The sequence below is a fragment of the Methylobacterium sp. J-067 genome (assembly GCF_022829465.1).
Lineage (GTDB): Bacteria > Pseudomonadota > Alphaproteobacteria > Rhizobiales > Beijerinckiaceae > Methylobacterium > Methylobacterium litchii.
In genome coordinates this window covers 1-19,125 of record NZ_JAKSXZ010000092.1, presented here as the reverse complement: position 1 = coordinate 19,125, position 19,125 = coordinate 1, and the positions used below count along the sequence as shown (strand labels likewise).

Here is a 19,125-nt window from a genome sequence, read left to right as displayed (position 1 = left end):
ATCGTGACTGGCGCGGCTTGGATCGCCGGTTCGATCCCCCACCGCCGTTCAGGCCCTCGGGCGGCCCGCGTCGCCGCCCGTCCCTGCCCCGAAGGCGTTCGGACCTTCGTTCGGTCCAGACGACTTGGCCTGATCGGCGGCAAGATCAAGCAGCCGCTGCGCAAGAAGCACGGCGGTGGCCGCATCGACCGCCGAGGCGTCCGCCCCCACCCGGTGAACGAGGTCCGGGTGCCGCAGGAACATCGGGCCGCCGACCATCACGCCGACGGCGCGGTTGCACGAGGCCTCCCGCACGGCGCGGATGATCGCGGCGACCGGCTCGACGCGGGTGACGCTGCTGAGCGTCAGGCCGACCACGCCGAACCATTCGGCGGCGACCCGGGCGGCGATCTCCTCCCGGCTCGCGGAGAGGCCGATCGCCACGTCCCAGCCCGCCCGGCGGAGGAATTGCTCGACGACCCGCACGCCGAGCGTGTGCTGCTCGTCCGGGGCGCCCAGCAGCAGCAGGCGCCGCCGCCCGTCCGGGGAGGCTGTCCCCTCCCCCAGGCGGAACCGCGCGACGAGGCGCTGGAGCCGGGCCACGCCCGTCGTCACCTCGATGAAGTCGCATAGATCCTCGTCCCATAGGCGGCCCAGGAGGGCCGCGCAGGGCGCCAGCAGGTCGAGGAACAGGCGGTCGGTGGAGTGGCCCGCCGCCATCAGGGCGGTGAAGGCGGCGACGATGGGCTCATCGTCCGCCGCCAGGGCGAGGTCGGTGAAGGCCGCCACCTCGCCCTCGGCGAAGTCGCCCGCCGGCTCGGCGCGCTCGGCCGGCGAATCGCGATGGCGGAGAACCAGCTGCGGAATGATCTCGGCCCGGACGACCTGCCCCAGGGCCAAGCAGCGCAGGCGCGCGGCCTCGGCGGCCCGCTTGCGTGCGTAGAGCTGGCGGGCTTCCGCCGCATGGTGGGAATCGCGAGGAGGAGCGTCCTCCCAACGGCGTCCGGACGAACCGAAGTCGCGCATCGTCCCCCCTTTGCGGAGGCAGCGGCGGCCTTACCGGCCGCTCGATCACCGCAACCCATGAGAGCCGTGCCCGAGCCCGATGTAAAGACCGCAAGAATATTCCTAGCGGTGGTCAGAGCCGGGTGGTCAGGGTGGTGAGCCAGTCCGGCGAGGCGTTCACCAGGGCGGTCTCGGCCGCCTTGTCGTAGCCGGTGGCGATCATCAGGCCGGTGGCCACGAGGATCAGGCCGAGGGCGGCCTTCAGCCCCTTGCCGAGCCCCATCATCCGGTCGCGCCAGCGCATCAGCACCTCGCGGGAGAGGAGGCCGAGCAGGAGCAGCGGCAGGGCCGCGCCGAGGCCGAACAGCAGCATCGTCAGCGCCACGACGCCGAGGTCCCGCCCCTGCGAGGCGAGGAGCGAGGCCGCCCCGAGGGTCGGCCCGACGCAGGGGCTCCACACCGCCCCGAGCAGCAGGCCGACGCCGAACTGGCCGGCGAGCCCGGCGGAGGAGAAGCCGCCGAAGCGGCGCTCGGTCCAGTCGCTCACCGGCCCGGCGGCGGCGGCGAGGCGCGTCTGCGCGACGGGCACCATCAGCACGAGGCCGACGAGCACCAGCAGGAGGGCGGCGACGAGGCGGAAGAGTCCGGCATCGAGGCCGATGGCGAAGCCGACCGTCGCCACGAACAACCCGATGGCCACGAAGGACAGCGCCAGCCCCGCCGCCAGCGCCGCCGGCCCAAGCCGGTGCTCGGACGCCGCCGCGCCCAGCACCAGCGGCAGCAGGGGCAGCACGCAGGGGGACAGGACCGACAGGATGCCGGCGAGGAAGGCGAGGCCGAGGGTGCCGATCATGGAGGGAGGTCAGATCGCCTTGTCGAGGAGGGCGGAGAGGGCCGCGGGCTTGGTTTCGCCCGTGGAGCGACCGGTTTCCGTCGCACCGCGATAGGTGATCAGCGTGCTCTGCATGGTCGCCCGGAACTGTTTGACCACATCCTTGCGGCTGTCGAAATCGACATCGAACACCTGCAGGTCCTTGAACTTCGGTTCGGCTTCCAGCTTGGCGAGGATCGGCCTCTGCGCGGCGCAGGTGGTGCACCAGGGCGCGGTGATGTGGACGAGGATCGGCTTGCCGGCCTTCTGCGCGGCCGCGAAGGCGGCGGGATCGTAGGGTTGCTCGGCGGCCGAGGCGGCGGTGCCGAAGACCATCGGTGCGCCGGCGATGAGCCCGAGGAGGAAACGGCGGCTGGTCATGGGGTCGATCCTCGTGTGCGGCCGGGGATGAGGTTCGGCGGGGGTCCGCCCGCCCCCGGCGGCGGGAAGGACCTGTCGGCCTTTCGCCGGAAGACCGGCTTCGGTTTCACCGACCGCTCAGTGGGAGGCCTGCGTGACGGCGCGGTCGATGTTGACGCGGCTCCCCCAATCCCGGGCGCGGTCCTCGCCCTTGAGGTCGATCAGTCTCGCGCCGCTGACATCGACGTTCTTGAAATCCGCGCCCGCGACGGTGGCCCCCGTCAGGTTCGCGCCCGACAGGTCGGAGCCCATCAGCACCACGTCGGTGAGGTCGGCGTCCGTGAGGTTGGCGTATTCCAGGCGCGACCGGCCGAGATTCGCCCCCTTCAGATTCGCGCCCGACAGGTTCACCGAGGTGAAGACCGCGCGCATCAGGCCCATGGACTGGTTCTTGATGTCGGCGCCGCCCCTCAGGTCCACCAGGGTCGCGCCGCTCATGTTGGCACCCTTGAAGTCGCCGATGGGCAGGGAGCGGCTGAGGTCGGCGCCGCTGAAATTCGCGTCCCGCGCGGTGATGCCGAACATCGCCGCGTCCGCGAGCTTGGCACCCGACAGGTCGGCCTTCAGCAGCCAGGCCTGCTGCAGGTTGGCCCCGGTGAGGTCCGCGCCGCGCAGGTTGGCCTTGTTGAGCCGCGCCGTCCGCAGGTTGGCGCCCTTCAGGTCGAGCCCGGACAGGTCGAGGCCGGAGAGCGACTTGTCGTGCAGGTCGAGGGGCTTGCCGTCCGCCGCCTTGATCATCGCCTCGATGTCGGCGCGGCTCATCTCGGCCTTCGTCATGGCGGGCGACGTCATGTCCGCCCCGAGCAGGAGATCCTGTTCGGCGGTCGCGGGGCCGATGGCGAGGGCGGCGAGCAGGACGCTCAGGGCGAGGCGGCGCATCGTGTCACTCCCCCGGAGAGCCGGGCAGGGTCGGCCTCCGTATCGTTTTCAATGTGCGGCGATGCTATGCCGATCCGCTGCAGCCGGTCGGTGACCCAGGTCACACAAGTCGGGCGCACCGGGAGAGATACGCCAGCCATGACGGATGCCCAGAAGGTCGAGCGGTGGATCGACCGGTTTCCGCCGATCCGCGCGCTCAGCCCGGCGCATCTCCAGATCGCCCGGGGGACGGTGCATTTCCCGGTGCTCGACGCGGGGGCCATCGCATACGAGTTGAACGGCGCGTGTGCCAACTACCTGATGTGCCTTGAGGGCCGGACGCGCATCTTCAGGATGTCGGAGGGCGGCCGGGAGGTCCTGATCTACAAGGTCGGCCCCGGCGGCACCTGCGCCCTGACCACGCAATGCCTCCTGTCCGGCGGGACCTTCCCGGCGGAGAGCGTCGCCGAGGAGCGGACCGTCCTCGCTGCCCTGCCGGTGGGCACGTTCCAGCACCTGATGGGCGAGAGCCCCGCCTTCCGCAGCTTCGTCATGGACGATTACACGCGGCTGATGTCCGGCCTGTTCACGCTGATCGACGAGGTCGCTTTCGCCCCCCTCAAGCAGCGCCTCGTCCAGCGCCTCCTGGCCGAGGCCGATCCGCGGGGCGTCGCCGCGCTCACCCACCAGACGCTCGCGGACGATGTCGGCAGCGTGCGCGAGGTGGTGAGCCGCATCCTCGCGCAATGGGCCGAGGCGGGCCTGATCGAACTCCGGCGCGGGGCCGTCGCCATCGTCGACCGGGCGGGCTTGGCCGCCGCCGGCCGACGGTGATCGCGGGCGCCCCGCGAAAGCCTAGCGGTGCGGGGCCGTCCGGATCGTCAGCCTCAGGGTCGCCGCCATGACCTCGTTGCCGTCCTCGTCCAGGGCGTGGATCGAGAAGCTCTGCAGCGCATCCTCGCGGTTGCACTCGGCATCGAACATGTTGGACAGCGTGGCGCGAACCATGTCGTGCAGCGCGTCCGTGCCGGACAGTTCGGTCCCCTCCTCGTCCTCCAGGACGAGCCGTTCGCTCGCGGTGTTGAAGAAATAACGCGGCATCAGCGGTCCCGTCCGACTGGTATGCCCCCCTGCCGGCGCGAGGGGCGTCGACCGGGACGAGCCTGACCTCAATCCCGGACGGGCGCCCTCACCTGTATCAGCTTGCACCTTTCTTCGGATGTGCCGGCGTGATCCCATGATTACTGGTTCATTGCGCTCATCACCTCAGACACGCCCGAAGAATGAGGTCCCGGCGGGGCTATCTTTGCGTCCCGCGAAGGCGCACAGTGCCCGCATCACCGGATCGGTTGATCCAGGCTCCGGTGGCTGAGGGTCCGTACCCCCGCCTGCAAGGGACAGGCGCGCGTGGCAGACCTCATCGCATTCCCCGCCCAACCCCGCTCCCGGCACGCGCGCCGCGCCTATCAGGTGCATCGGCTCGCCCCGAGCGGCGGCGTCATCACGACCTGCATCATCACCGCCCGCAACGACGGTGACGCGCAGCGGCAGGCGAAGGGTTTGACCGCGGGGCACCGCACCGAACTCTGGGCCAGCAACCGCCTCGTCGCCGTGCTCGGCGCGTTCGACTTCCCGATCGCGGCCACGATCCGGATGCTCGCGGAGCGACCGGCGACCGAGGCGTGACGACGGCCCGACCGGCCTGCCACGCAGAGCGAGGAGCAAGACCATGGCGATCGAAAAGAAGCGCGGGAACCGCGAGACCAAGAAGCCGAAGAAGCCCGTGCCCAAGAGCAACGCGGCGGCGCCCTCGGCCAAGGGGACCGTCGCCTCGGTCATGAAGACCGGCGGCCGGAGCTAAGGCGATCCGGGCCACCCGCTTGAAGCGATGCGCCGGGAGCCTTATGCCGAGGCCGTCGCTCCCGCGCGGTCATTGATGGACAAGAGCATGAACGAACGCGACGCGGGGCTCGACGCCCTTCGCACGCTCGCCGACAGGGCGGACCGGAACGATCTCGCCGCCGCCCAGGACATCCTGCTGCAGACGATCCTGCGCGAGGACGGCGCGGAGCGGCGCAACCAGGCCCTCGACGCACTTCTGGCCGAATTTCAGAGCGACGACCGCGCAGGCTCCCGCTCCCAGGAGCAGGACGCCTTCCGTGCGGTGCTGTGCGCGATGATCGAGCGGACCCGCGAGATGGCGGGAACGCGGCAGGGGTGACGCCCCGCCCCGTCTCCGTGCCTCAGATGCCGACGCTCTCGGCGCCGGCCTCGGCGGCCTGCTGGACGGTCGCGCCGTTGCGCAACGCCATGGCGATGGCGACGGAGATCGTGTCGATGGCCAGCGCCCGGTCCTGTCCGTAATCGTAGGCGCTGTTCCGGCCCGGACTCAGCCGCGCGTAATAGGCATCCGGAAACCGCCGGTCGATCCGCGTCCTCAACAGGCGGGCGGCCGCCGCGTAATTGTCTTCGAAGGTCCTGGCCTTGGGCGCGGACGCGCCCTCGAAGGTCCCCTCCTCCTTCTCCTTCGCGATCCCGTCGGATTTCCGCTCGTGGGCGCTGCCGAGAAAGAACTGGGTCGTCCTAGCGAGCAGCCACCGGATGATGGACATCGGATCCTCCTGAGCAGGCCGCCTGAGTGACGCCGCCGGGCGTTACGCGGGGAATTGCAGGCCCGGATGCACCAGGGTCGCCCCCCGCTCGGAGACCTTCCACACGGGCAGCGAACCCTCCCGCACGAACATGGCGAAGGCTTCGGCCGTGTCCGCCCGGTCGAGATCGTCGGCATCCCGCACGGCGCGACCGACGATGCAGGCCCCATCCGGGGCGTCGGACGCCGGCGACCGGCTCTCCAGCGAGAACATCACGCCGGATCGGTCGGGCCTGAGCCCATCCGGCAAGGCGTCGATCCTGCGCCACAGGCAGTTCCACCGCGCGCAGACCTCCGGGCGGTCGCGGTAGATCCCGCATCCGGTCCCGGTGTTGTGGCGGCACAGGACGCCCGCCGGCTTGTCGAGGACCTGGATCTCCAGGACACGACAGCACAGGGTGCAGGGGCCACAGGCCCGTGTCTCGCTCGCGATCGGCGTGGTCCTCGCTGCGCGGTCCCGTGGGACCGGCCGCATGGATCAGCTCGCGTGCGTGAGTTCGCCTTCCCGCACGGCGCGCTCGCCGGTCGCGGACTTGATCCGGTAGGTCGGCTCGCCGGAACGGTCGTCCGGCGTCAGGCGCACCACCTCGAAGAGGCCGTCGACGATGCTCTTGCTGCCGGCATAGCTGGTCCCCAGCTGGCGGACATGCTGGCCGATCTTGAACTTGTGAGACATGACTCGTCCTCCAGGGTGATGGCGGGTGCGGGCGGTGCCGCCTAGCGGCGGGCGCGCGCCTTGCGGGCCGCGAAGCGCGCATCGCGCGCGGCCTTCTGCTCGGCGGCGAGGGCCGCCTGCCGTTCGACCTTCTCGGCCGCCTGGCGGACGATCTCGGCCTCGGCCCGCTCCTTCTCGGCGAGCGCCTCGGCCTCGCGCGCGGCTTCGGCGGCGAGCCGTGCCACTTCCCGCTCGGCCGTCCGCACGTCCCGCGCCTCGACGATGGCGCGACGCGCCGCCTGGCGGGCGATCACGGCCGGATCGTCGGCGGCGGGACGGGACCGGAAGCGGGCCAGCGTGGCCTCCCGCGCCTTGGCCGTTGCTTCGAGGCGATCGACGAGCTGGTCTGTTCTGGATTGACCCACAAGGATTCCTTTATGCACCGCGGCTCAACCGGGGTGCCGAAAACAGGTGAAGCCGCTCCCGACGGAGCGGCTTCGAAATGACTCGCTAACGGGCGAGCGTGGCTCAGACAGCCTGGAGGCTGCCGGCCGACTGCTTGCCGGTGCGACGGTCGGACTCCATCTCGTAGGAGACCTTCTGGCCCTCGACCAGGTTGTTCATGCCGGCGCGCTCAACGGCGGAGATGTGGACGAACACGTCCTTGCCGCCGTCATCTGGCTGGATGAAACCGAAACCCTTGGTGTCGTTGAACCACTTAACGGTGCCGATGGTCATAGGTATTCCGTATCTATTTTAGGCGAACGAATGTGCCGAGCGCATGGGATCCACGCGCTCAATCGCTGATCGTCGAAGATGGGAGAGATGCAGTGCGCTCGCCCCTCAGGGGCGATACGGCCGAATATCTGGCCAAAGCTCGATGTATTTGTTGTACGCCAGCCGCGAGACAATCACAAGCACTAAATTCGTTTTGACGAAAATGAGCCGCCGCGCTGTGATAAAGCGCGTCTCGCCGCGCATAATAAAACTGCCGAAAAGAAAGATAAAACTGCGCCTGTTTCTCTCTTGAAAATACTGCCCAGCTCGCGACGAATGCGGCCGTGAGGACAGGATTCAGGCGACCAAGGCGCGTGCTGTCGCCGAGACCTCGCTCAGGCTGAAGGGCTTGGGAAAGAACCGCGCCTTGTCCGGGAGGGCGCGCGGCCGGAAGGTCACCGGGCCGGAGCACACCATCACGGCGGTCTCGGGCCAGCGCTGGGCGATCAGCTGCGCGAGATGGATGCCGTCCACCCGGCCGGGCATGCGCACGTCGGTGAACACCACTTCGATATGCGGCGAGTTTTCCAACAGGCGCAGGGCCATGTCCCCGGTCCAGGCTTCGATCACCTCGAACCCCGCATCGGCAAAAATGTCGACCGTCTCCATCCGAGTGATGTTCTCGTCTTCGACGATCAGAGCGGTTGGCTTCAAAACTATTTTTCCCATAGCCTAGAGCAAGCGCCCCAAATTATTTTTGTTCAATTTAAAATCTCTACTTTTTCCTGAAAACCTGCGAGGGGCGCCACGAGATCGCAGACGACGCCGCTCGGGTGATACGCCAGCTTGACCACCCCGCCGATGGTCCCGGCGAGGCCGCGCTCGATCAGGCGGGTGCCAAACCCCGCCCGCGTCGGCGCCGTCACGGGCGGGCCGCCCTCCTCGGTCCAGCCGAGCCGCACCTGCGGGGCGTCGTCCGCCTCCTCGATCCGCCACCGGATGCCGACATGCCCCGTCTCGGTCGAGAGCGATCCGTATTTGGCGGCGTTCGTCGCCAGTTCGTGGATCATCAGGGCGAGCGCCAGCGCGGCTTTCGGGCCGATCTCCAGGGCCGGCCCGTCGATCCGGAAGCGCCCCGCCTGCTGGTTGTCGTGCAGCGCCAGCGCCCCCCGGATCACGGCCTCCATCCCGGCCTGCTCGGTGTTGCTGGCCAGGAGGATGTCGTGCGCCTTGCCGAGGGCGATCAGGCGCCGCAGCAGGGCGTCGCGCGCGTCGTCGAGGCTCGCGGCGTTGCGCAGGGTCTGCGCCGCGATGGCCTGGACCATGGCGAGCGTGTTCTTCAGCCGGTGGCTGAGTTCGTGGTTGAGCAGGGTCTGGTGCTCGTCCGCCGCCACCCGCGCGCTGTTGTCCAGCATGACGCCCGTCATGCGCACCACGCGCCCGGCCTTGTTGCGGATCAGGAACGCCTGATTGAGCACGTCGGCGTAGGAGCCGTCCGCCCGCTGGAAACGGTACGCGTCGGCCCACCGGGAGCCGGACTCGTGGGCGCCGAGGACCCTCCGGCGGACGCGCTCGCGATCCTCCGGGTGGATGCGCTCGAACCACCACGCGGCCGTGGGCGCGACGATCGAGGCCACGTGGCCGTAGACGCGGGTGAGGGCGCCGTCCCAGTGGAAGGCGTCGCCCTCGCGATCCCAGTCCCACATCACGTCCGTGGTGGCGCGCGAGGACAGCCGGAACCGCTCCTCGCTGATCTGCAGGGCGTCGCGGGCCTCGTCGGAGAGGGTGAGCGCGCGGTCCCGCTCGCCGATGGCCCGCCGCAGCTCGAGCTGGGACATCACCTGACGGGCCAGCGCCTGCAGGCCGGACCTCTGCTGCGGGGTCAGGCCGTCGGGCCGGGGCACGGTGTCGATCACGCACAACGTGCCGATCGCGACGCCGTTGGCGGCCTTCAGCACGGCGCCCGCGTAGAACCGGATGAACGGCTCGCCGGTCACCAGCGTGTTGTCGCGGGTGCGGGGGTCCAGCGTCAGGTCGGGGATGATGAGGATTTCCCCCTCCGCCAGCGCGTGGGCGCAAACGGATTGGCTGAGCGGCGTCTCGCAGGGGGCGAAGCCGATCCGCGCCTTGAACCATTGCCGGTCGCTGGACACGAAGCTGATCAGCCCGACCGGCGTATCGCAGATCTGGGTGGCGAGGGCGACGAGGTCGTCGTAGCCGGGCTCGGCGGAGGTCTGGAGGATGTCGTAGCTGGTTAAGGCGGTCTTGCGCGCGCGCCCGCTCGGGTCATTCATCGATCAAGTGTGTGCCAGGGCGGAGAGTATTCGTAGCCGGAAGTGCCGTTCTTCGCCACCCGGCAAACTCCACCCTCACCCGGATCGACAGCGGAGCGGCACATCGGTCACATCACATCAAGGTCAGCCGCACCGTTCAATCGACGCTCACCTCCACCGCCATGTCGAGGAACGCGCCGGCCGGTCCGGCGTAGCTGCCGGTCAGCGGCATGGCGAGGCGGATGTCGCGGGCCACCGCCGCCGGGATGAGATTCGCGCCGCCGACGGCCCGGTTCGTGGGATCGAAGGTGATCCACCCCGCCCCCGGCAGGAAGATCTCCACCCAGGCATGGGTGGCGCCCGCGTCGGCCGAGCCGAGCAGGGTCCGCGTCGGATCGTGGAGATAGCCCGAGACCAGCCGGGCGCCGAAGCCCAGGCTGCGCACCGCCTCGGCGAGGAGCGTCGCCAAGTCCCGGCAGGAACCCGTCCCGCGCGACAGGGTCTCGCTCGGCGATTGCGTGCCTTCGTCCTCGCGCGCCTGATAGATGATCGCGCTCCCGACCCCGGCATTCAGGTCCTTGAGCAGGGACAGGGTGTCGGTGGGCCAGGATGCGACGAATCCCTGGGCCCAGTCCCGCAGGCTCGGCTGCCACTCCGAATATTGCAGGATGGTCAGAGCCCCGAGATCCGCCCAGGCGTCGTCGGTGTACCGGAAGGGGAAGGTGATCGCCGCGGCGGCGATGTCGAAGACCGGATAGGCGCTCGCCGAAAGCTCCACCCGCGACAGGCATTCCACGACGAGGGTCTCGGACGGCGATCCGAACAGGGCCGTGGCCACGGCATTGCCGGCGACGTCCTGCGCCCAGGTCACGTTGGCCTCCGGCGTCAGGGTGAGGACGCTCGACAGGAGGCGCAGCTCGCGGCTTTCGCGGGGCCGCATCATCAGCCGGTGCGGCCCCAGGCTGACCGGCTGGCGGTAGCGATAGGTGGTCCGGTGCCGGATGCTGACCTCGACCAACGGACCATCCCTGGATCTGCCGTGGCCGGGCATGGACGTCCCGGCCTTCGGCCGAACCTAGCACGGCACCGCGGGCGACCGATGGCGCAAATGCCGGCCGGACGCTCCTTCCATGTATTTTATGCGGGCAGGCTGCTTTTTCGGCCGCGATGCGCGTTGAATGACGTGACACAGAAAAATTCGCGCGATGCGCCCCACGCCGTTGTCGTCGATGACGATGCCCTGATCTTGATGGACGCGACCAGCATCCTCGAAGATGCGGGCTTTCAAGTGTTGGAGGCGATGAACGTCGCCCAGGCACTTGATGTCCTCGAACGGCACCATCCCAAGGTCCAGTTGCTCTTCACCGATGTGCAGATGCCGGGCGGGCAGGACGGCTTCGACCTGGCCCGCCAGACGGCCGAGCGCTGGCCCCACATCGCCGTCGTGGTCGCCTCCGGCCGCGCCGCGCCGAGGCCGGGTGACCTGCCCCAGGGCGCGACCTTCATCAGCAAGCCGTTCAGCGCCGAGATCGTGCGGCAGCACGTGCGGGACTCGATGCCCGACGAGAAGCAGCCGAACATGCTCAAGGAGTAGCGGCGCCCGGGCCGATTCGGCCGGACGGGCGCCGGCGGCCGTTTCCGGTGTGATGCAACCTAAATCTCCTGCGTCCGTTGGTGAGTATCTACTCAATCGACCGCATGAGGCGCGACTTTCGCAAGAAGTCGCGAGGCAGAACCTATGTCTTTCACTCCGTCTCCGTTCGTGAGCCGCACCACCACGCACATGGATATTCATGACCGCGCGGTGCGCTCGGCATGGACTCAACGCTACGGGATCACGGAAGCGCAGCTGCGCAAGGCCGTGTGGATGGTCGGGTCGCGGATCAGCACGCTCTCAAGCCATCTCCGGACAGGGTCTTCGTCATGAGTCCCGCGCTCAGCCCCGACCGGCAGGTGTCCTCGTCCGCGCGGAAGATCGGCGTGCTCCTCGTGGACGACGATCCCATCGTGTTGATGGACATGGCCCAATCCCTCACCGAGGCCGGCTTCGTCGTGTTCGAGGCCTGCAACGCCGACGAGGCCCTGCGGGTGCTGTCCACCGAGCCCGACGTGCTCATGACGATCACCGACGTCGACATGCGCGACGGCAGCCTCGACGGATTCCAGTTGGCTCAGGTGATCGCGATGCGCTGGCCGGAGGTCGGCCTGCTGATCATCTCCGGCCAGAGCCGCCCACGGGTGAGCGATCTGCCGGAGGGCGCGCGCTTCCTGACGAAGCCGTGCGAACCCCGTTCGCTGGTCGGGAGCGTGTTCGCCTTCGTGTCCCAGCGGAGCGGGTCGATCTAGCGGGTGGCATCGGGCCGACGCCCTCGCCTTGTTCAACGCCAGATTGAAACCCGTGCCGGCGCGTGCGGCATGCGGGCCACAGCTCCCCAAATCCGTTTACCGTCTGGGAACCATAGGCAATCCGGTCGTTTGACGCAGGTAATCGCCCCGGGGGACGGCATGAAATTTATAGTTGTACCCACGCGACAGGGCGATGCGCCGGACGATGCGGTCCTACGGGGCGTCGCCGATGGGTTGAGCATGCTGTTCCCGGTGCCCCAGCATCCGCACCACGTGCTCCGCTGGCTGAGTTCAACCTCAGGCGATCAGGCTGACGGTGAGCAGGCTCCCCGTCCGGATGGGCCGTCCCGCGACATGCTCCACGAAGCGTAGGCCGTCCCACAGGTCCAGGGCACAGTCCCGCACCAGCATTTCCGCCTGCGCGATGGCCTCCGCATCCGACCCGGCCCACAGCAACCGGACCTCCCTCACGCGCCCGTCATGGGTAAGGGTGATCGCGCGGTATTCCCGCCTCTCGGCCTCGTTCGAATCGGGCAAAGGGTCGAAGTCCATGGGCAGGCCCCTGACCGGTGAACGAGAGACGCCGCTTGTATCCGCTTTGTTCTCGCGCGCAAGCACGGCGGCAGGATATGTGAATCGGCGATACATTGGCAATGCGGACGGGTCGAGACTCCGCGCGGCCGAGCCCGTCGCGGCCACGGACGCCGCGAGGGGACCAAACCGACCGGGCGACGTTGTCCTGCGAATGTGTTTTCCCAGGTGCCCACGAGCCGACGACACGGCCGCCGGATACCGAGCCGCGGGTGCCCGATGGCCGACCTCCACACGATGACGCCGTTGATCCCGCGAGACACCATCCCGGTGGGCGTGCCCGGCCTCGACGAGATCCTGGCCGGCGGGTTGACCCGGGCGCGGCTCTACCTCCTCGAGGGGACGCCCGGCACGGGCAAGACCACCCTGGGCCTGCAATTCCTCCTCGAAGGCGTCGCCCGGGGCGAGAAGGCCCTCTACGTCACCCTGTCGGAGAGCGCCGACGAGCTGCGGGCCAGCGCCGCCTCGCACGGCTGGAGCCTGGACGGCCTCGAACTCTACGAGCTCGTCAACGAGATGGGGCTCGATCCCGACAGCGAACAATCGGTGCTGCACCCGTCCGAGGTCGAACTCGGCGAGACCGTCCGCGAGGTGATCGCGCGGATCGACGACCTTCGGCCGGATCGCGTGGTGTTCGACAGCCTGTCCGAATTGCGCCTCCTCGCCCAAAACCCGCTGCGCTACCGCCGCCAGATCCTGGCGCTGAAGCAGATGTTCGCCGCACGCGGATGCACAGTCATCATGCTCGACGACGGCACCGCCGACGCGCAGCTGCACAGCATCGCCCACGGGGTGATCGTGCTGGAGCAGTCGCGGCGGGGCTTCGGGGCCGCGCGGCGGCGGCTTCACGTCCTGAAGATGCGCGGCGTCAAGTTCCACGGCGGGATGCACGACTTCACCCTCGACACCGGCGGCGTCGAGGTCTTCCCGAGCCTCGTGGCCGACGATCACGGCGCCGTCTTCTCGATGGTGCCCGCCTCCACCGGCTCGCGGGAGCTCGATTCGCTGCTGGGGGGCGGGCTGGTCCCGGCGACCAACACCCTGCTCCTCGGCCCCTCGGGCGTCGGCAAGACCACGACGGCGATCCGCTGCATGCTGGAAGCGCTGGAGCGCGGGCAGCGGGCCTCCTACTTCCTGTTCGACGAGGGGCGCCAGACGATGCTGGCGCGGGCCCGCTCCCTGGGGATGAGCCTCGATGCCCATCTCGCGAGCGGTGCGCTGATCATCGACGAGATCGAGCCGGCGGAGTTCTCGCCGGGGGAATTCGCCTGCCGGGTCCGCAGGACGGTCGAGAGCGGGGGCGCCAGCTTCGTCGTCTTCGACAGCCTCAACGCCTACATCCACGCCATGCCGGGCGAGGAATTCCTCGTGCTGCAGATGCACGAACTCCTCAACTACCTGAACCAGAAGGGGGTCACGACCCTGCTGGTCCTCGGCCAGCACGGGGTCGTCGGCGACGTGCGCTCCGACATCGACCTCAGCTATCTCAGCGACGGCATCCTGCTGTTCCGCTACTTCGAGGCGAAGGGCGAGGTCCGCACCGCCCTGTCGGTCCTGAAGAGCCGGGTCAACGCCCACGAACGCACCATCCGGGAGCTGACGCTCACGCCGATCGGCCTGAAGGTCGGCGACGCGCTCACCGACTTCCTCGGCGTCCTCTCCGGCGTGCCGACCTATGGGGGCGACGGTGCCCTCATCGCGGGCGGGGCGACGTTGCAGGGGTCCAATCCCCCCGAGACGCGGTGATGGACGAGGACCGCATCCTGATCCTCGCCCCGCGCGGGCGGGACGCCGCCGTGGTGTCGAGCCTGCTGGCGCGATCCGGCCACGCCGTCGCCGTCTGCCCGGACGCCGCCGCGTGGCTCGACGGCCTCCGCGGTGCGGCGGCGACCTCCATCGTCACGGAGGAGGCGCTCCTCGACGTGGACCAGGACGCCCTGGATGCCTGGATCGCCGACCAGCCGCCCTGGTCGGACTTCCCGTTCGTGGTGCTGGCCACCCGGCAGCCCGGCCGGCGCACCGCGCGGGCGGCCACCGTCATCGACCGGCTCGGCAACGTCGTGCTGCTGGAGCGGCCGGTCAACGCCGAGACCCTGGCCAGCGCTGTGTCCTCGGCCCTCCGGGTCCGTCGGCGCCAGTACCAGGCGCGGGCCCATATCCGCGAGCGCGAGGAGGCCCAGGAGCGGCTGCGGGCGGCCAACGACCTGCTCGAACGGCGGGTGGAGGACCGGACGCGGGCCGTCGAGGCGGCGCGCGAGACCCTGGCCTTCGCCCTCGATTCGGCCGGGATGGGCTCGTGGGACCTCGATCTCATCCACGACACCGTGCGGCGCTCGCGCCGGCACGACGCCATCTTCGGCTACGACGCGCCGTTGCCGTCATGGCGCCGGGCCGACTTCGTGACCCATGCCGTCCCGGAGGACCAGGGCGTCGTCGAGGCCGCCTTCGCCCGCGCTGTCGAGAGCGGCTCCCTCGATCTCGAATACCGCATCCGCCGGCCGGACGGCAGCGTCCGCTGGATCGCCGCCAAGGGCCGGGCCGAGTATCGCACCGACGGGCAGCCCGTCCGCATGGCCGGGATCGTGCTGGACAGGACCGACCAGCGCAACACCGAGGAGGCCCTGCGGCAGGCGCAGAAGATGGAGGCCATCGGGCAGTTGACCGGGGGCGTCGCGCACGATTTTAACAACCTGCTCACCGTCATCGTCGGCGGCCTCGACATGATCCTGCGGCGGCCGGACAACCTCGACCGGGTCGTGCGCCTGGGGGAGGCCGCGATGAGCGCGGCCCGGCGCGGCGAGCAGCTCACCCAGCAGCTCCTGGCCTTCTCCCGGCGGCAGATGCTGCGGCCGCAGACCCTGAACCCGAACCGGCTCCTCATCGACTTCCGGCCCCTGGCCGAGCGGGCGGCCGGGGGCGCGATCCAGGTCGCCTTCGACCTCGACCCGGCCCTGGACCCGATCCGCATCGACCCGGCGCAGTTCGAGGCGGCGGTGCTGAACCTCGTCGTCAACGCCCGCGACGCGATGGAGGGCGGCGGCTCGCTGATCGAGATCCGGAGCCGGAACGTGCATCTCGATACGGCCGCCGTGGCGGATTACGGAGTCCAGCCGGGGGCCTATGTCGAGGTTTCCGTCACCGACCAGGGCAGCGGCATGCCCCCCGAAACCCTCGCGCGGGTGTTCGAGCCGTTCTTCACCACGAAGGAGGTCGGCAAGGGCACGGGGCTGGGCCTGTCGCAGGTCTACGGCTTCACCCGCAGCGCCGGAGGGTTCGTCGGCATCGCGACCGATATCGGCCTCGGGACCACCTTCCGCCTCCTGTTCCCCCGGTCGCGCGACCCGGCGGGCGAGGAGCGGGGACCTGGCGCCATGGGCAGCCTGCCGCTGCGCCGGGCGACCGACGGCGACACCGTGCTCCTCGTAGAGGACGACGAGCAGGTGCTCGGGATGGCGGTCGAGAGCTTGGAAGAGCTCCATTACCGGGTGGTGGTGGCCCGGAACGCCCCCGAAGCGTTGATCCATCTTCAGGGCATCGGGCGGATCGACATCCTGTTCTCCGACGTGATGATGCCCGGCGGCATGAACGGGTCGGAACTCGCCGCCGAGGCGAAGAAGCTGCGGCCGGGCCTCAAGGTGCTCCTCACCTCCGGCTACGTCGCCAACCTCGACGAGGGCCAGGTCCTCGGGCGGGGCGACCTGCCGGTCCTCAACAAGCCCTACCGCCGGGACGAGCTGGCGCGCTCGCTGCGGATGGTCCTCGGGGGCAAGGCCTCGTGATCGCCGTGGCTCCCGCGGGACCCCGGCGCCGATCGGCGCGTTGACCGGGATGAACGCCCCCTCCCTCCCCTCACCCAACCCCGACCGGCTCGGCCTCACGGAGGCGGCGCTCGCGACGGCCGACCGGCGCTGGCGCGCCGAGATGCGCCGCAGCTACGGCCCCGACGGGGTCCTGATCCACGGCTTCACACCGGAAGGACAGGGCGACCTCGGGACGGATCTGCGCCGCAGCTACGAGGCCCGCCGGGTTGCGGTCGCCCTCTGGCGCCACGAGCGGCGACGGTAAGATCGATTTGCCTGCAGCCTCGACAATGGCAGTGAATCAGCCGGCAAGACGCGCGCGTCCTGGCGCATTCGACAAGTTTTACCCGCGCTTTCAGCGATTGTAATTGGTCCTCATAACCCGATATATGATGGACCCTTCGCGCAATATCGTGCCTGGGCCGACGATCGAGAGGCCGACATGGCACGCGAACTCACCACCGGGCGCGCTCAGGGCGTTTCCACCCAGGACTTCAACGAACGTGTGAAGCGCCTGATGGCGGACAAGCCGGATCCTCGGAAGGCCGAGGTGAAGACCAAGGGCTTCAAGAACAGCAAGCCGCCCGTGAAGGACTGACGTCCCGCCGGGCGAGGGCGTGCGGGGAACGGGCGCTCTGCCCCGTCCCCGCTAGAGGGCCCGTGCGTAGCCCGGAAGCAGTTCGATCGCCTGGGCCGTCGCCTGGGACAGACGCACCTCGGTCATCGTCACCTCGGCGCCTTCCTTGACGGCGCCCCGGACGATCTCGACACCACGATCCGAACTGTCCGCAATGACGGCATAGAACAGCGTAATCGCGTTCTCCGGTGCCGATTCGTCCGGCAGCGCGACCTTCACGATGAAGGCGGTTTGATTAGGCTCTATCATCCGCCGAACTTACACGAAGTCGCCGTTTCTTCTAGGGACGACGGCCTGTTCCGGGTCGCGCTCACACGCCGACCTTCGGAGTCGGCAGCGGCGAGCGGGTCAGGCTCGCGATCTCCCGGGCCGGACGCCCGGACTTCTGGGCGACCTCGCTGTCCTGGGCGGTGATGAGATCGCGCGCGGGCGCGTCCCCATCCAAGCCTCCAAGGATCTCGACGGGCACGCGCCGGTTCGAGGCGCGGCTGCCATCCTCGTACACGACATCGAAAAGGACGAAGCCCTGGAGCTTCGGGGCGGATTTGGTGCGCTTGGTCATGAGCGGCTGATATCCGCTCCGCGCGCACGGCGACAGCCTCTGCGACGCTTGGCCTGTCTGTGCTGGCGCGATGGCGGCGCCGCGAACGGTCGCGGTGATCGCACCGCCACGCACCGGTGATACGTGCGTACCACGATCATAACATAAAATTTGGAACCGCCTTGCGCGCAACCAGTTCAAGGCTCGCTGACGCACGGCGCGCGGCGACTCGTGCGGGATCGGTACCCGCCGCAAGGAGGCGGATTTCGATCCTACAGATCTGGAACAAGATGACCATTTTACCAGTATAGAATGCTTATTGAATTCCAGTAACGAGCCCTCATTTCACAGTCGGTCCCGGGTTTTCTTGCTGATTACGGAGCGCCCATGGCCGAAGACAGACATTCTACTTCCGTCGAGCACCTCAGGGGCTCGGTCAAGGAAGCCCTCGGCAAGCTCACCGGCGACAGCCGGATCGAGGCCGAGGGCCGGCGCCAGAAACGGGGCGCCCCCTCCTCCAGGGTCGGCCGGTCCAAGCCCCACGGGCAGGACGGCGGCTGACGCTGCCATCGCGATACGACAAGACAGGAGCACGAACATGGTCGATACGGACCGGATCACGGGTGCCGCCAAGGAGTTCGGCGGCAAGGTGCAGGGCGCGGTGGGCGACCTCACCGGCTCGAAGCAGGACTCGGTCGAGGGCCGCGCCCACGAAGCGGCCGGCAAGGCCGAGAACCTCTACGGCCAGGCCAAGGACACGGTGCGCGACGCGGCCGAGCAGGTCGCCGACACCGCCCGCGATCTCGGCGGCCGGATCCGCGAGACCGTCGGCGGCATCGTCGGCTCCGACGACATCGAGGACCGCGCCCGCCGCGCCCAGGGTGCCGCCGAGGACCAGTTCGACCGGGCCCGCCACTCCGCCCGCCGCACCGCCGGGGAGGTCTCCGACTACGCCCAGGATGCCTACGGACGCGGCAGCCGTGCCCTGCGCCATGGCGGCGTCAGCGGACAGGTCGCCGAGTATCCCCTCGCCGCCCTGCTGATCGCGGGAGCTGTCGGCTTCGGCCTCGCCCTTCTCGTCAAGACGACCCGCGACTGAGTCGCCGCCCCCGGCGACCACGGTTTGCCAACACCCGGAGTGACAGTGTGACCACCATCCAGACCACCGGTACCCCCCTCGCCGCCCCGTCGGCGGAAGCCCACACGCGGGCTGTCCTGCTCAACGAGGTGTCCTGGGGCGCCATCTTCGCCGGCGCCGTCACGGCCCTCGTGACCCAGGTGATCGTGAACCTCGTCGGCGTCGGGGTGGGCCTCGCCAGTGTCGGCGTCAACGCCACCGACAACCCGGCCGCCTCGACCGTCTCGGCCGGCGCCGGCATCTGGTTCGTGGCCTCGGGCATCATCGCCTCGCTGGCCGGCGGCCTCATCGCCGGCCGCCTCTCCGGCAAGACGCTGCCGGGCGCGGCCGCCCTGCACGGCCTCGTCTCCTGGGCGGTGACGACCCTCGTCGTCCTGTACCTCCTCACCTCCGCCGCCAGCGGCCTCGTCGGTGGCACCCTGAGCACCGTCTCGGGCGCGCTGGGCGGCGCCGGCAACCTCGTCGGCGGCACCGTCCAGACCGCCGCGCAGGCCGCCGCGCCCTCGCTGTCGAAGATCTCGAACCCCATCGACGGCATCGAGCAGACGGTCCGCCAGCAGGCCGCCGGCCAGGACCCGCAGGCCGCCAAGGACGCCGCCGTGGCGGCCGTGCGCGCCGTGCTGACCGGTGATCCGGCCCAGAAG

The 19,125-nt window shown here is 69.4% G+C and carries 30 protein-coding genes; 14 read left to right on the top strand and 16 right to left on the bottom strand.

The window, feature by feature from the left end:
* Positions 1–48: 48 nt before the first annotated feature.
* The 4 genes from MKK52_RS09205 to MKK52_RS09190 form a co-directional block, all read right to left on the bottom strand.
* Positions 49–1,005, bottom strand: a complete 957-nt coding sequence (locus MKK52_RS09205; RefSeq protein ID WP_243953502.1) for a B12-binding domain-containing protein — start codon at positions 1,003–1,005, stop codon at positions 49–51.
* Positions 1,006–1,117: 112 nt separating this feature from the next.
* Positions 1,118–1,837, bottom strand: coding sequence for a cytochrome c biogenesis CcdA family protein (locus MKK52_RS09200; RefSeq protein WP_243953501.1), 720 nt, complete (start codon positions 1,835–1,837; stop codon positions 1,118–1,120).
* Positions 1,838–1,846: 9 nt separating this feature from the next.
* A complete protein-coding gene (locus MKK52_RS09195) occupies positions 1,847–2,236 on the bottom strand; it encodes a thioredoxin family protein (protein WP_243953500.1) in 390 nt (129 codons plus the stop codon).
* 117 nt (positions 2,237–2,353) lie between these two features.
* Positions 2,354–3,154: a pentapeptide repeat-containing protein gene (locus MKK52_RS09190; RefSeq protein ID WP_243953499.1), complete on the bottom strand. Its 801-nt coding sequence runs from the start codon at positions 3,152–3,154 to the stop codon at positions 2,354–2,356.
* A gap of 138 nt (positions 3,155–3,292) precedes the next feature.
* On the opposite strand from MKK52_RS09190, the gene MKK52_RS09185 reads away from it, so the two are divergent.
* Positions 3,293–3,967 (top strand): Crp/Fnr family transcriptional regulator, encoded by a 675-nt coding sequence (locus MKK52_RS09185; protein WP_243953498.1) that lies wholly within the window; start codon positions 3,293–3,295, stop codon positions 3,965–3,967.
* 21 nt (positions 3,968–3,988) lie between these two features.
* Here MKK52_RS09185 and MKK52_RS09180 read toward each other — a convergent pair whose 3' ends face one another.
* Positions 3,989–4,234 carry a DUF6894 family protein gene (locus MKK52_RS09180; RefSeq protein WP_243953497.1) on the bottom strand — a complete coding sequence of 82 codons (246 nt, stop codon included), beginning with the start codon at positions 4,232–4,234 and terminating at the stop codon, positions 3,989–3,991.
* 306 nt (positions 4,235–4,540) lie between these two features.
* Between MKK52_RS09180 and MKK52_RS09175 the strand changes: the two genes are divergently transcribed.
* From MKK52_RS09175 to MKK52_RS09170, 3 genes are all read left to right on the top strand, one after another.
* A complete protein-coding gene (locus MKK52_RS09175; protein ID WP_243953496.1) occupies positions 4,541–4,819 on the top strand; it encodes a hypothetical protein in 279 nt (92 codons plus the stop codon).
* 43 nt (positions 4,820–4,862) lie between these two features.
* A complete protein-coding gene (locus MKK52_RS26915; protein WP_279597732.1) occupies positions 4,863–4,994 on the top strand; it encodes a hypothetical protein in 132 nt (43 codons plus the stop codon).
* Between the two features lie 87 nt (positions 4,995–5,081).
* Positions 5,082–5,354 carry a hypothetical protein gene (locus MKK52_RS09170; protein WP_243953495.1) on the top strand — a complete coding sequence of 91 codons (273 nt, stop codon included), beginning with the start codon at positions 5,082–5,084 and terminating at the stop codon, positions 5,352–5,354.
* Between the two features lie 22 nt (positions 5,355–5,376).
* On the opposite strand, the gene MKK52_RS09165 is transcribed toward MKK52_RS09170, so the two are convergent.
* From MKK52_RS09165 to MKK52_RS09130, 8 genes are all read right to left on the bottom strand, one after another.
* A complete protein-coding gene (locus tag MKK52_RS09165; RefSeq protein WP_243953494.1) occupies positions 5,377–5,745 on the bottom strand; it encodes a hypothetical protein in 369 nt (122 codons plus the stop codon).
* A gap of 42 nt (positions 5,746–5,787) precedes the next feature.
* Positions 5,788–6,258: a hypothetical protein gene (locus MKK52_RS09160; protein WP_243953493.1), complete on the bottom strand. Its 471-nt coding sequence runs from the start codon at positions 6,256–6,258 to the stop codon at positions 5,788–5,790.
* 3 nt (positions 6,259–6,261) lie between these two features.
* A complete protein-coding gene (locus tag MKK52_RS09155) occupies positions 6,262–6,459 on the bottom strand; it encodes a hypothetical protein (RefSeq protein ID WP_243953492.1) in 198 nt (65 codons plus the stop codon).
* Between the two features lie 41 nt (positions 6,460–6,500).
* Positions 6,501–6,863 (bottom strand): DUF6481 family protein, encoded by a 363-nt coding sequence (locus MKK52_RS09150; protein WP_243953491.1) that lies wholly within the window; start codon positions 6,861–6,863, stop codon positions 6,501–6,503.
* Between the two features lie 103 nt (positions 6,864–6,966).
* Positions 6,967–7,176, bottom strand: coding sequence for a cold-shock protein (locus MKK52_RS09145; RefSeq protein ID WP_243953490.1), 210 nt, complete (start codon positions 7,174–7,176; stop codon positions 6,967–6,969).
* Positions 7,177–7,512: 336 nt separating this feature from the next.
* Positions 7,513–7,884, bottom strand: coding sequence for a response regulator (locus tag MKK52_RS09140; protein ID WP_279597731.1), 372 nt, complete (start codon positions 7,882–7,884; stop codon positions 7,513–7,515).
* A 32-nt stretch (positions 7,885–7,916) separates the two neighbouring features.
* Entirely contained in the window at positions 7,917–9,449 is a 1,533-nt protein-coding gene (locus MKK52_RS09135; protein WP_243953488.1) for a sensor histidine kinase, read from the bottom strand.
* Between the two features lie 136 nt (positions 9,450–9,585).
* Positions 9,586–10,446 (bottom strand): transglutaminase family protein, encoded by an 861-nt coding sequence (locus tag MKK52_RS09130; protein WP_243953487.1) that lies wholly within the window; start codon positions 10,444–10,446, stop codon positions 9,586–9,588.
* 90 nt (positions 10,447–10,536) lie between these two features.
* Here MKK52_RS09130 and MKK52_RS09125 point away from each other — a divergent pair, with 90 nt between their 5' ends.
* The 3 genes from MKK52_RS09125 (at position 10,537) to MKK52_RS09115 (ending at position 11,774) form a co-directional block, all read left to right on the top strand.
* On the top strand, positions 10,537–11,022 hold the full coding sequence (locus tag MKK52_RS09125) for a response regulator (RefSeq protein ID WP_313898743.1): 486 nt from the start codon (positions 10,537–10,539) through the stop codon (positions 11,020–11,022).
* A gap of 144 nt (positions 11,023–11,166) precedes the next feature.
* Positions 11,167–11,355, top strand: a complete 189-nt coding sequence (locus MKK52_RS09120; protein WP_313898742.1) for a DUF3606 domain-containing protein — start codon at positions 11,167–11,169, stop codon at positions 11,353–11,355.
* Positions 11,352–11,774 (top strand): response regulator, encoded by a 423-nt coding sequence (locus tag MKK52_RS09115; protein WP_243953486.1) that lies wholly within the window; start codon positions 11,352–11,354, stop codon positions 11,772–11,774. Before MKK52_RS09120 ends, MKK52_RS09115 begins: the two co-directional genes overlap by 4 nt.
* A 297-nt stretch (positions 11,775–12,071) precedes the next feature.
* Here the strand turns inward: MKK52_RS09115 and MKK52_RS09110 are convergent, their stop codons facing one another.
* Complete coding sequence (locus MKK52_RS09110) at positions 12,072–12,326, bottom strand: hypothetical protein (protein ID WP_243953485.1); 255 nt, start codon at positions 12,324–12,326, stop codon at positions 12,072–12,074.
* A gap of 258 nt (positions 12,327–12,584) precedes the next feature.
* On the opposite strand from MKK52_RS09110, the gene MKK52_RS09105 reads away from it, so the two are divergent.
* From MKK52_RS09105 to MKK52_RS09090, 4 genes are all read left to right on the top strand, one after another.
* On the top strand, positions 12,585–14,111 hold the full coding sequence (locus tag MKK52_RS09105) for an ATPase domain-containing protein (RefSeq protein WP_243953484.1): 1,527 nt from the start codon (positions 12,585–12,587) through the stop codon (positions 14,109–14,111).
* Positions 14,111–16,144: a PAS domain-containing hybrid sensor histidine kinase/response regulator gene (locus MKK52_RS09100; RefSeq protein WP_243953483.1), complete on the top strand. Its 2,034-nt coding sequence runs from the start codon at positions 14,111–14,113 to the stop codon at positions 16,142–16,144. Before MKK52_RS09105 ends, MKK52_RS09100 begins: the two co-directional genes overlap by 1 nt.
* A 49-nt stretch (positions 16,145–16,193) precedes the next feature.
* Positions 16,194–16,430, top strand: a complete 237-nt coding sequence (locus MKK52_RS09095) for a hypothetical protein (protein WP_243953482.1) — start codon at positions 16,194–16,196, stop codon at positions 16,428–16,430.
* Between the two features lie 177 nt (positions 16,431–16,607).
* The gene (locus MKK52_RS09090) at positions 16,608–16,763 is read left to right on the top strand and encodes a hypothetical protein (RefSeq protein ID WP_243953481.1); all 156 of its coding nucleotides are present in this window, start codon (positions 16,608–16,610) and stop codon (positions 16,761–16,763) included.
* 51 nt (positions 16,764–16,814) lie between these two features.
* Here MKK52_RS09090 and MKK52_RS09085 read toward each other — a convergent pair whose 3' ends face one another.
* Together MKK52_RS09085 and MKK52_RS09080 are read right to left on the bottom strand one after the other, a co-directional pair.
* Positions 16,815–17,021: a hypothetical protein gene (locus MKK52_RS09085; RefSeq protein ID WP_243953480.1), complete on the bottom strand. Its 207-nt coding sequence runs from the start codon at positions 17,019–17,021 to the stop codon at positions 16,815–16,817.
* Between the two features lie 91 nt (positions 17,022–17,112).
* Positions 17,113–17,364 carry a hypothetical protein gene (locus MKK52_RS09080; RefSeq protein ID WP_243953479.1) on the bottom strand — a complete coding sequence of 84 codons (252 nt, stop codon included), beginning with the start codon at positions 17,362–17,364 and terminating at the stop codon, positions 17,113–17,115.
* Between the two features lie 366 nt (positions 17,365–17,730).
* Here MKK52_RS09080 and MKK52_RS09075 point away from each other — a divergent pair, with 366 nt between their 5' ends.
* From MKK52_RS09075 to MKK52_RS09065, 3 genes are all read left to right on the top strand, one after another.
* Positions 17,731–17,904, top strand: coding sequence for a CsbD family protein (locus MKK52_RS09075; protein WP_243953478.1), 174 nt, complete (start codon positions 17,731–17,733; stop codon positions 17,902–17,904).
* Between the two features lie 37 nt (positions 17,905–17,941).
* Complete coding sequence (locus tag MKK52_RS09070; RefSeq protein WP_243953477.1) at positions 17,942–18,442, top strand: CsbD family protein; 501 nt, start codon at positions 17,942–17,944, stop codon at positions 18,440–18,442.
* A gap of 47 nt (positions 18,443–18,489) precedes the next feature.
* Positions 18,490–19,125, top strand: a 636-nt coding sequence (locus MKK52_RS09065) for a PhnA-like protein (protein WP_243953476.1), incomplete at its 3' end; no start/stop codon positions are given.

Bases quoted from the DNA above. Each gene is read 5' to 3' on its own strand.
- MKK52_RS09205 (WP_243953502.1), bottom strand. From the start codon at position 1,005: ATGCGCGACTTCGGTTCGTCCGGACGCCGTTGGGAGGACGCTCCTCCT.
- MKK52_RS09200 (WP_243953501.1), bottom strand. From the start codon at position 1,837: ATGATCGGCACCCTCGGCCTCGCCTTCCTCGCCGGCATCCTGTCGGTC.
- MKK52_RS09195 (WP_243953500.1), bottom strand. From the start codon at position 2,236: ATGACCAGCCGCCGTTTCCTCCTCGGGCTCATCGCCGGCGCACCGATG.
- MKK52_RS09190 (WP_243953499.1), bottom strand. From the start codon at position 3,154: ATGCGCCGCCTCGCCCTGAGCGTCCTGCTCGCCGCCCTCGCCATCGGC.
- MKK52_RS09185 (WP_243953498.1), top strand. From the start codon at position 3,293: ATGACGGATGCCCAGAAGGTCGAGCGGTGGATCGACCGGTTTCCGCCG.
- MKK52_RS09180 (WP_243953497.1), bottom strand. From the start codon at position 4,234: ATGCCGCGTTATTTCTTCAACACCGCGAGCGAACGGCTCGTCCTGGAG.
- MKK52_RS26915 (WP_279597732.1), top strand. From the start codon at position 4,863: ATGGCGATCGAAAAGAAGCGCGGGAACCGCGAGACCAAGAAGCCGAAG.
- MKK52_RS09170 (WP_243953495.1), top strand. From the start codon at position 5,082: ATGAACGAACGCGACGCGGGGCTCGACGCCCTTCGCACGCTCGCCGAC.
- MKK52_RS09165 (WP_243953494.1), bottom strand. From the start codon at position 5,745: ATGTCCATCATCCGGTGGCTGCTCGCTAGGACGACCCAGTTCTTTCTC.
- MKK52_RS09160 (WP_243953493.1), bottom strand. From the start codon at position 6,258: ATGCGGCCGGTCCCACGGGACCGCGCAGCGAGGACCACGCCGATCGCG.
- MKK52_RS09155 (WP_243953492.1), bottom strand. From the start codon at position 6,459: ATGTCTCACAAGTTCAAGATCGGCCAGCATGTCCGCCAGCTGGGGACC.
- MKK52_RS09145 (WP_243953490.1), bottom strand. From the start codon at position 7,176: ATGACCATCGGCACCGTTAAGTGGTTCAACGACACCAAGGGTTTCGGT.
- MKK52_RS09140 (WP_279597731.1), bottom strand. From the start codon at position 7,884: ATGGGAAAAATAGTTTTGAAGCCAACCGCTCTGATCGTCGAAGACGAG.
- MKK52_RS09135 (WP_243953488.1), bottom strand. From the start codon at position 9,449: ATGAATGACCCGAGCGGGCGCGCGCGCAAGACCGCCTTAACCAGCTAC.
- MKK52_RS09125 (WP_313898743.1), top strand. From the start codon at position 10,537: ATGCCGGCCGGACGCTCCTTCCATGTATTTTATGCGGGCAGGCTGCTT.
- MKK52_RS09120 (WP_313898742.1), top strand. From the start codon at position 11,167: ATGTCTTTCACTCCGTCTCCGTTCGTGAGCCGCACCACCACGCACATG.
- MKK52_RS09115 (WP_243953486.1), top strand. From the start codon at position 11,352: ATGAGTCCCGCGCTCAGCCCCGACCGGCAGGTGTCCTCGTCCGCGCGG.
- MKK52_RS09110 (WP_243953485.1), bottom strand. From the start codon at position 12,326: ATGGACTTCGACCCTTTGCCCGATTCGAACGAGGCCGAGAGGCGGGAA.
- MKK52_RS09105 (WP_243953484.1), top strand. From the start codon at position 12,585: ATGGCCGACCTCCACACGATGACGCCGTTGATCCCGCGAGACACCATC.
- MKK52_RS09100 (WP_243953483.1), top strand. From the start codon at position 14,111: ATGGACGAGGACCGCATCCTGATCCTCGCCCCGCGCGGGCGGGACGCC.
- MKK52_RS09095 (WP_243953482.1), top strand. From the start codon at position 16,194: ATGAACGCCCCCTCCCTCCCCTCACCCAACCCCGACCGGCTCGGCCTC.
- MKK52_RS09090 (WP_243953481.1), top strand. From the start codon at position 16,608: ATGGCACGCGAACTCACCACCGGGCGCGCTCAGGGCGTTTCCACCCAG.
- MKK52_RS09080 (WP_243953479.1), bottom strand. From the start codon at position 17,364: ATGACCAAGCGCACCAAATCCGCCCCGAAGCTCCAGGGCTTCGTCCTT.
- MKK52_RS09075 (WP_243953478.1), top strand. From the start codon at position 17,731: ATGGCCGAAGACAGACATTCTACTTCCGTCGAGCACCTCAGGGGCTCG.
- MKK52_RS09070 (WP_243953477.1), top strand. From the start codon at position 17,942: ATGGTCGATACGGACCGGATCACGGGTGCCGCCAAGGAGTTCGGCGGC.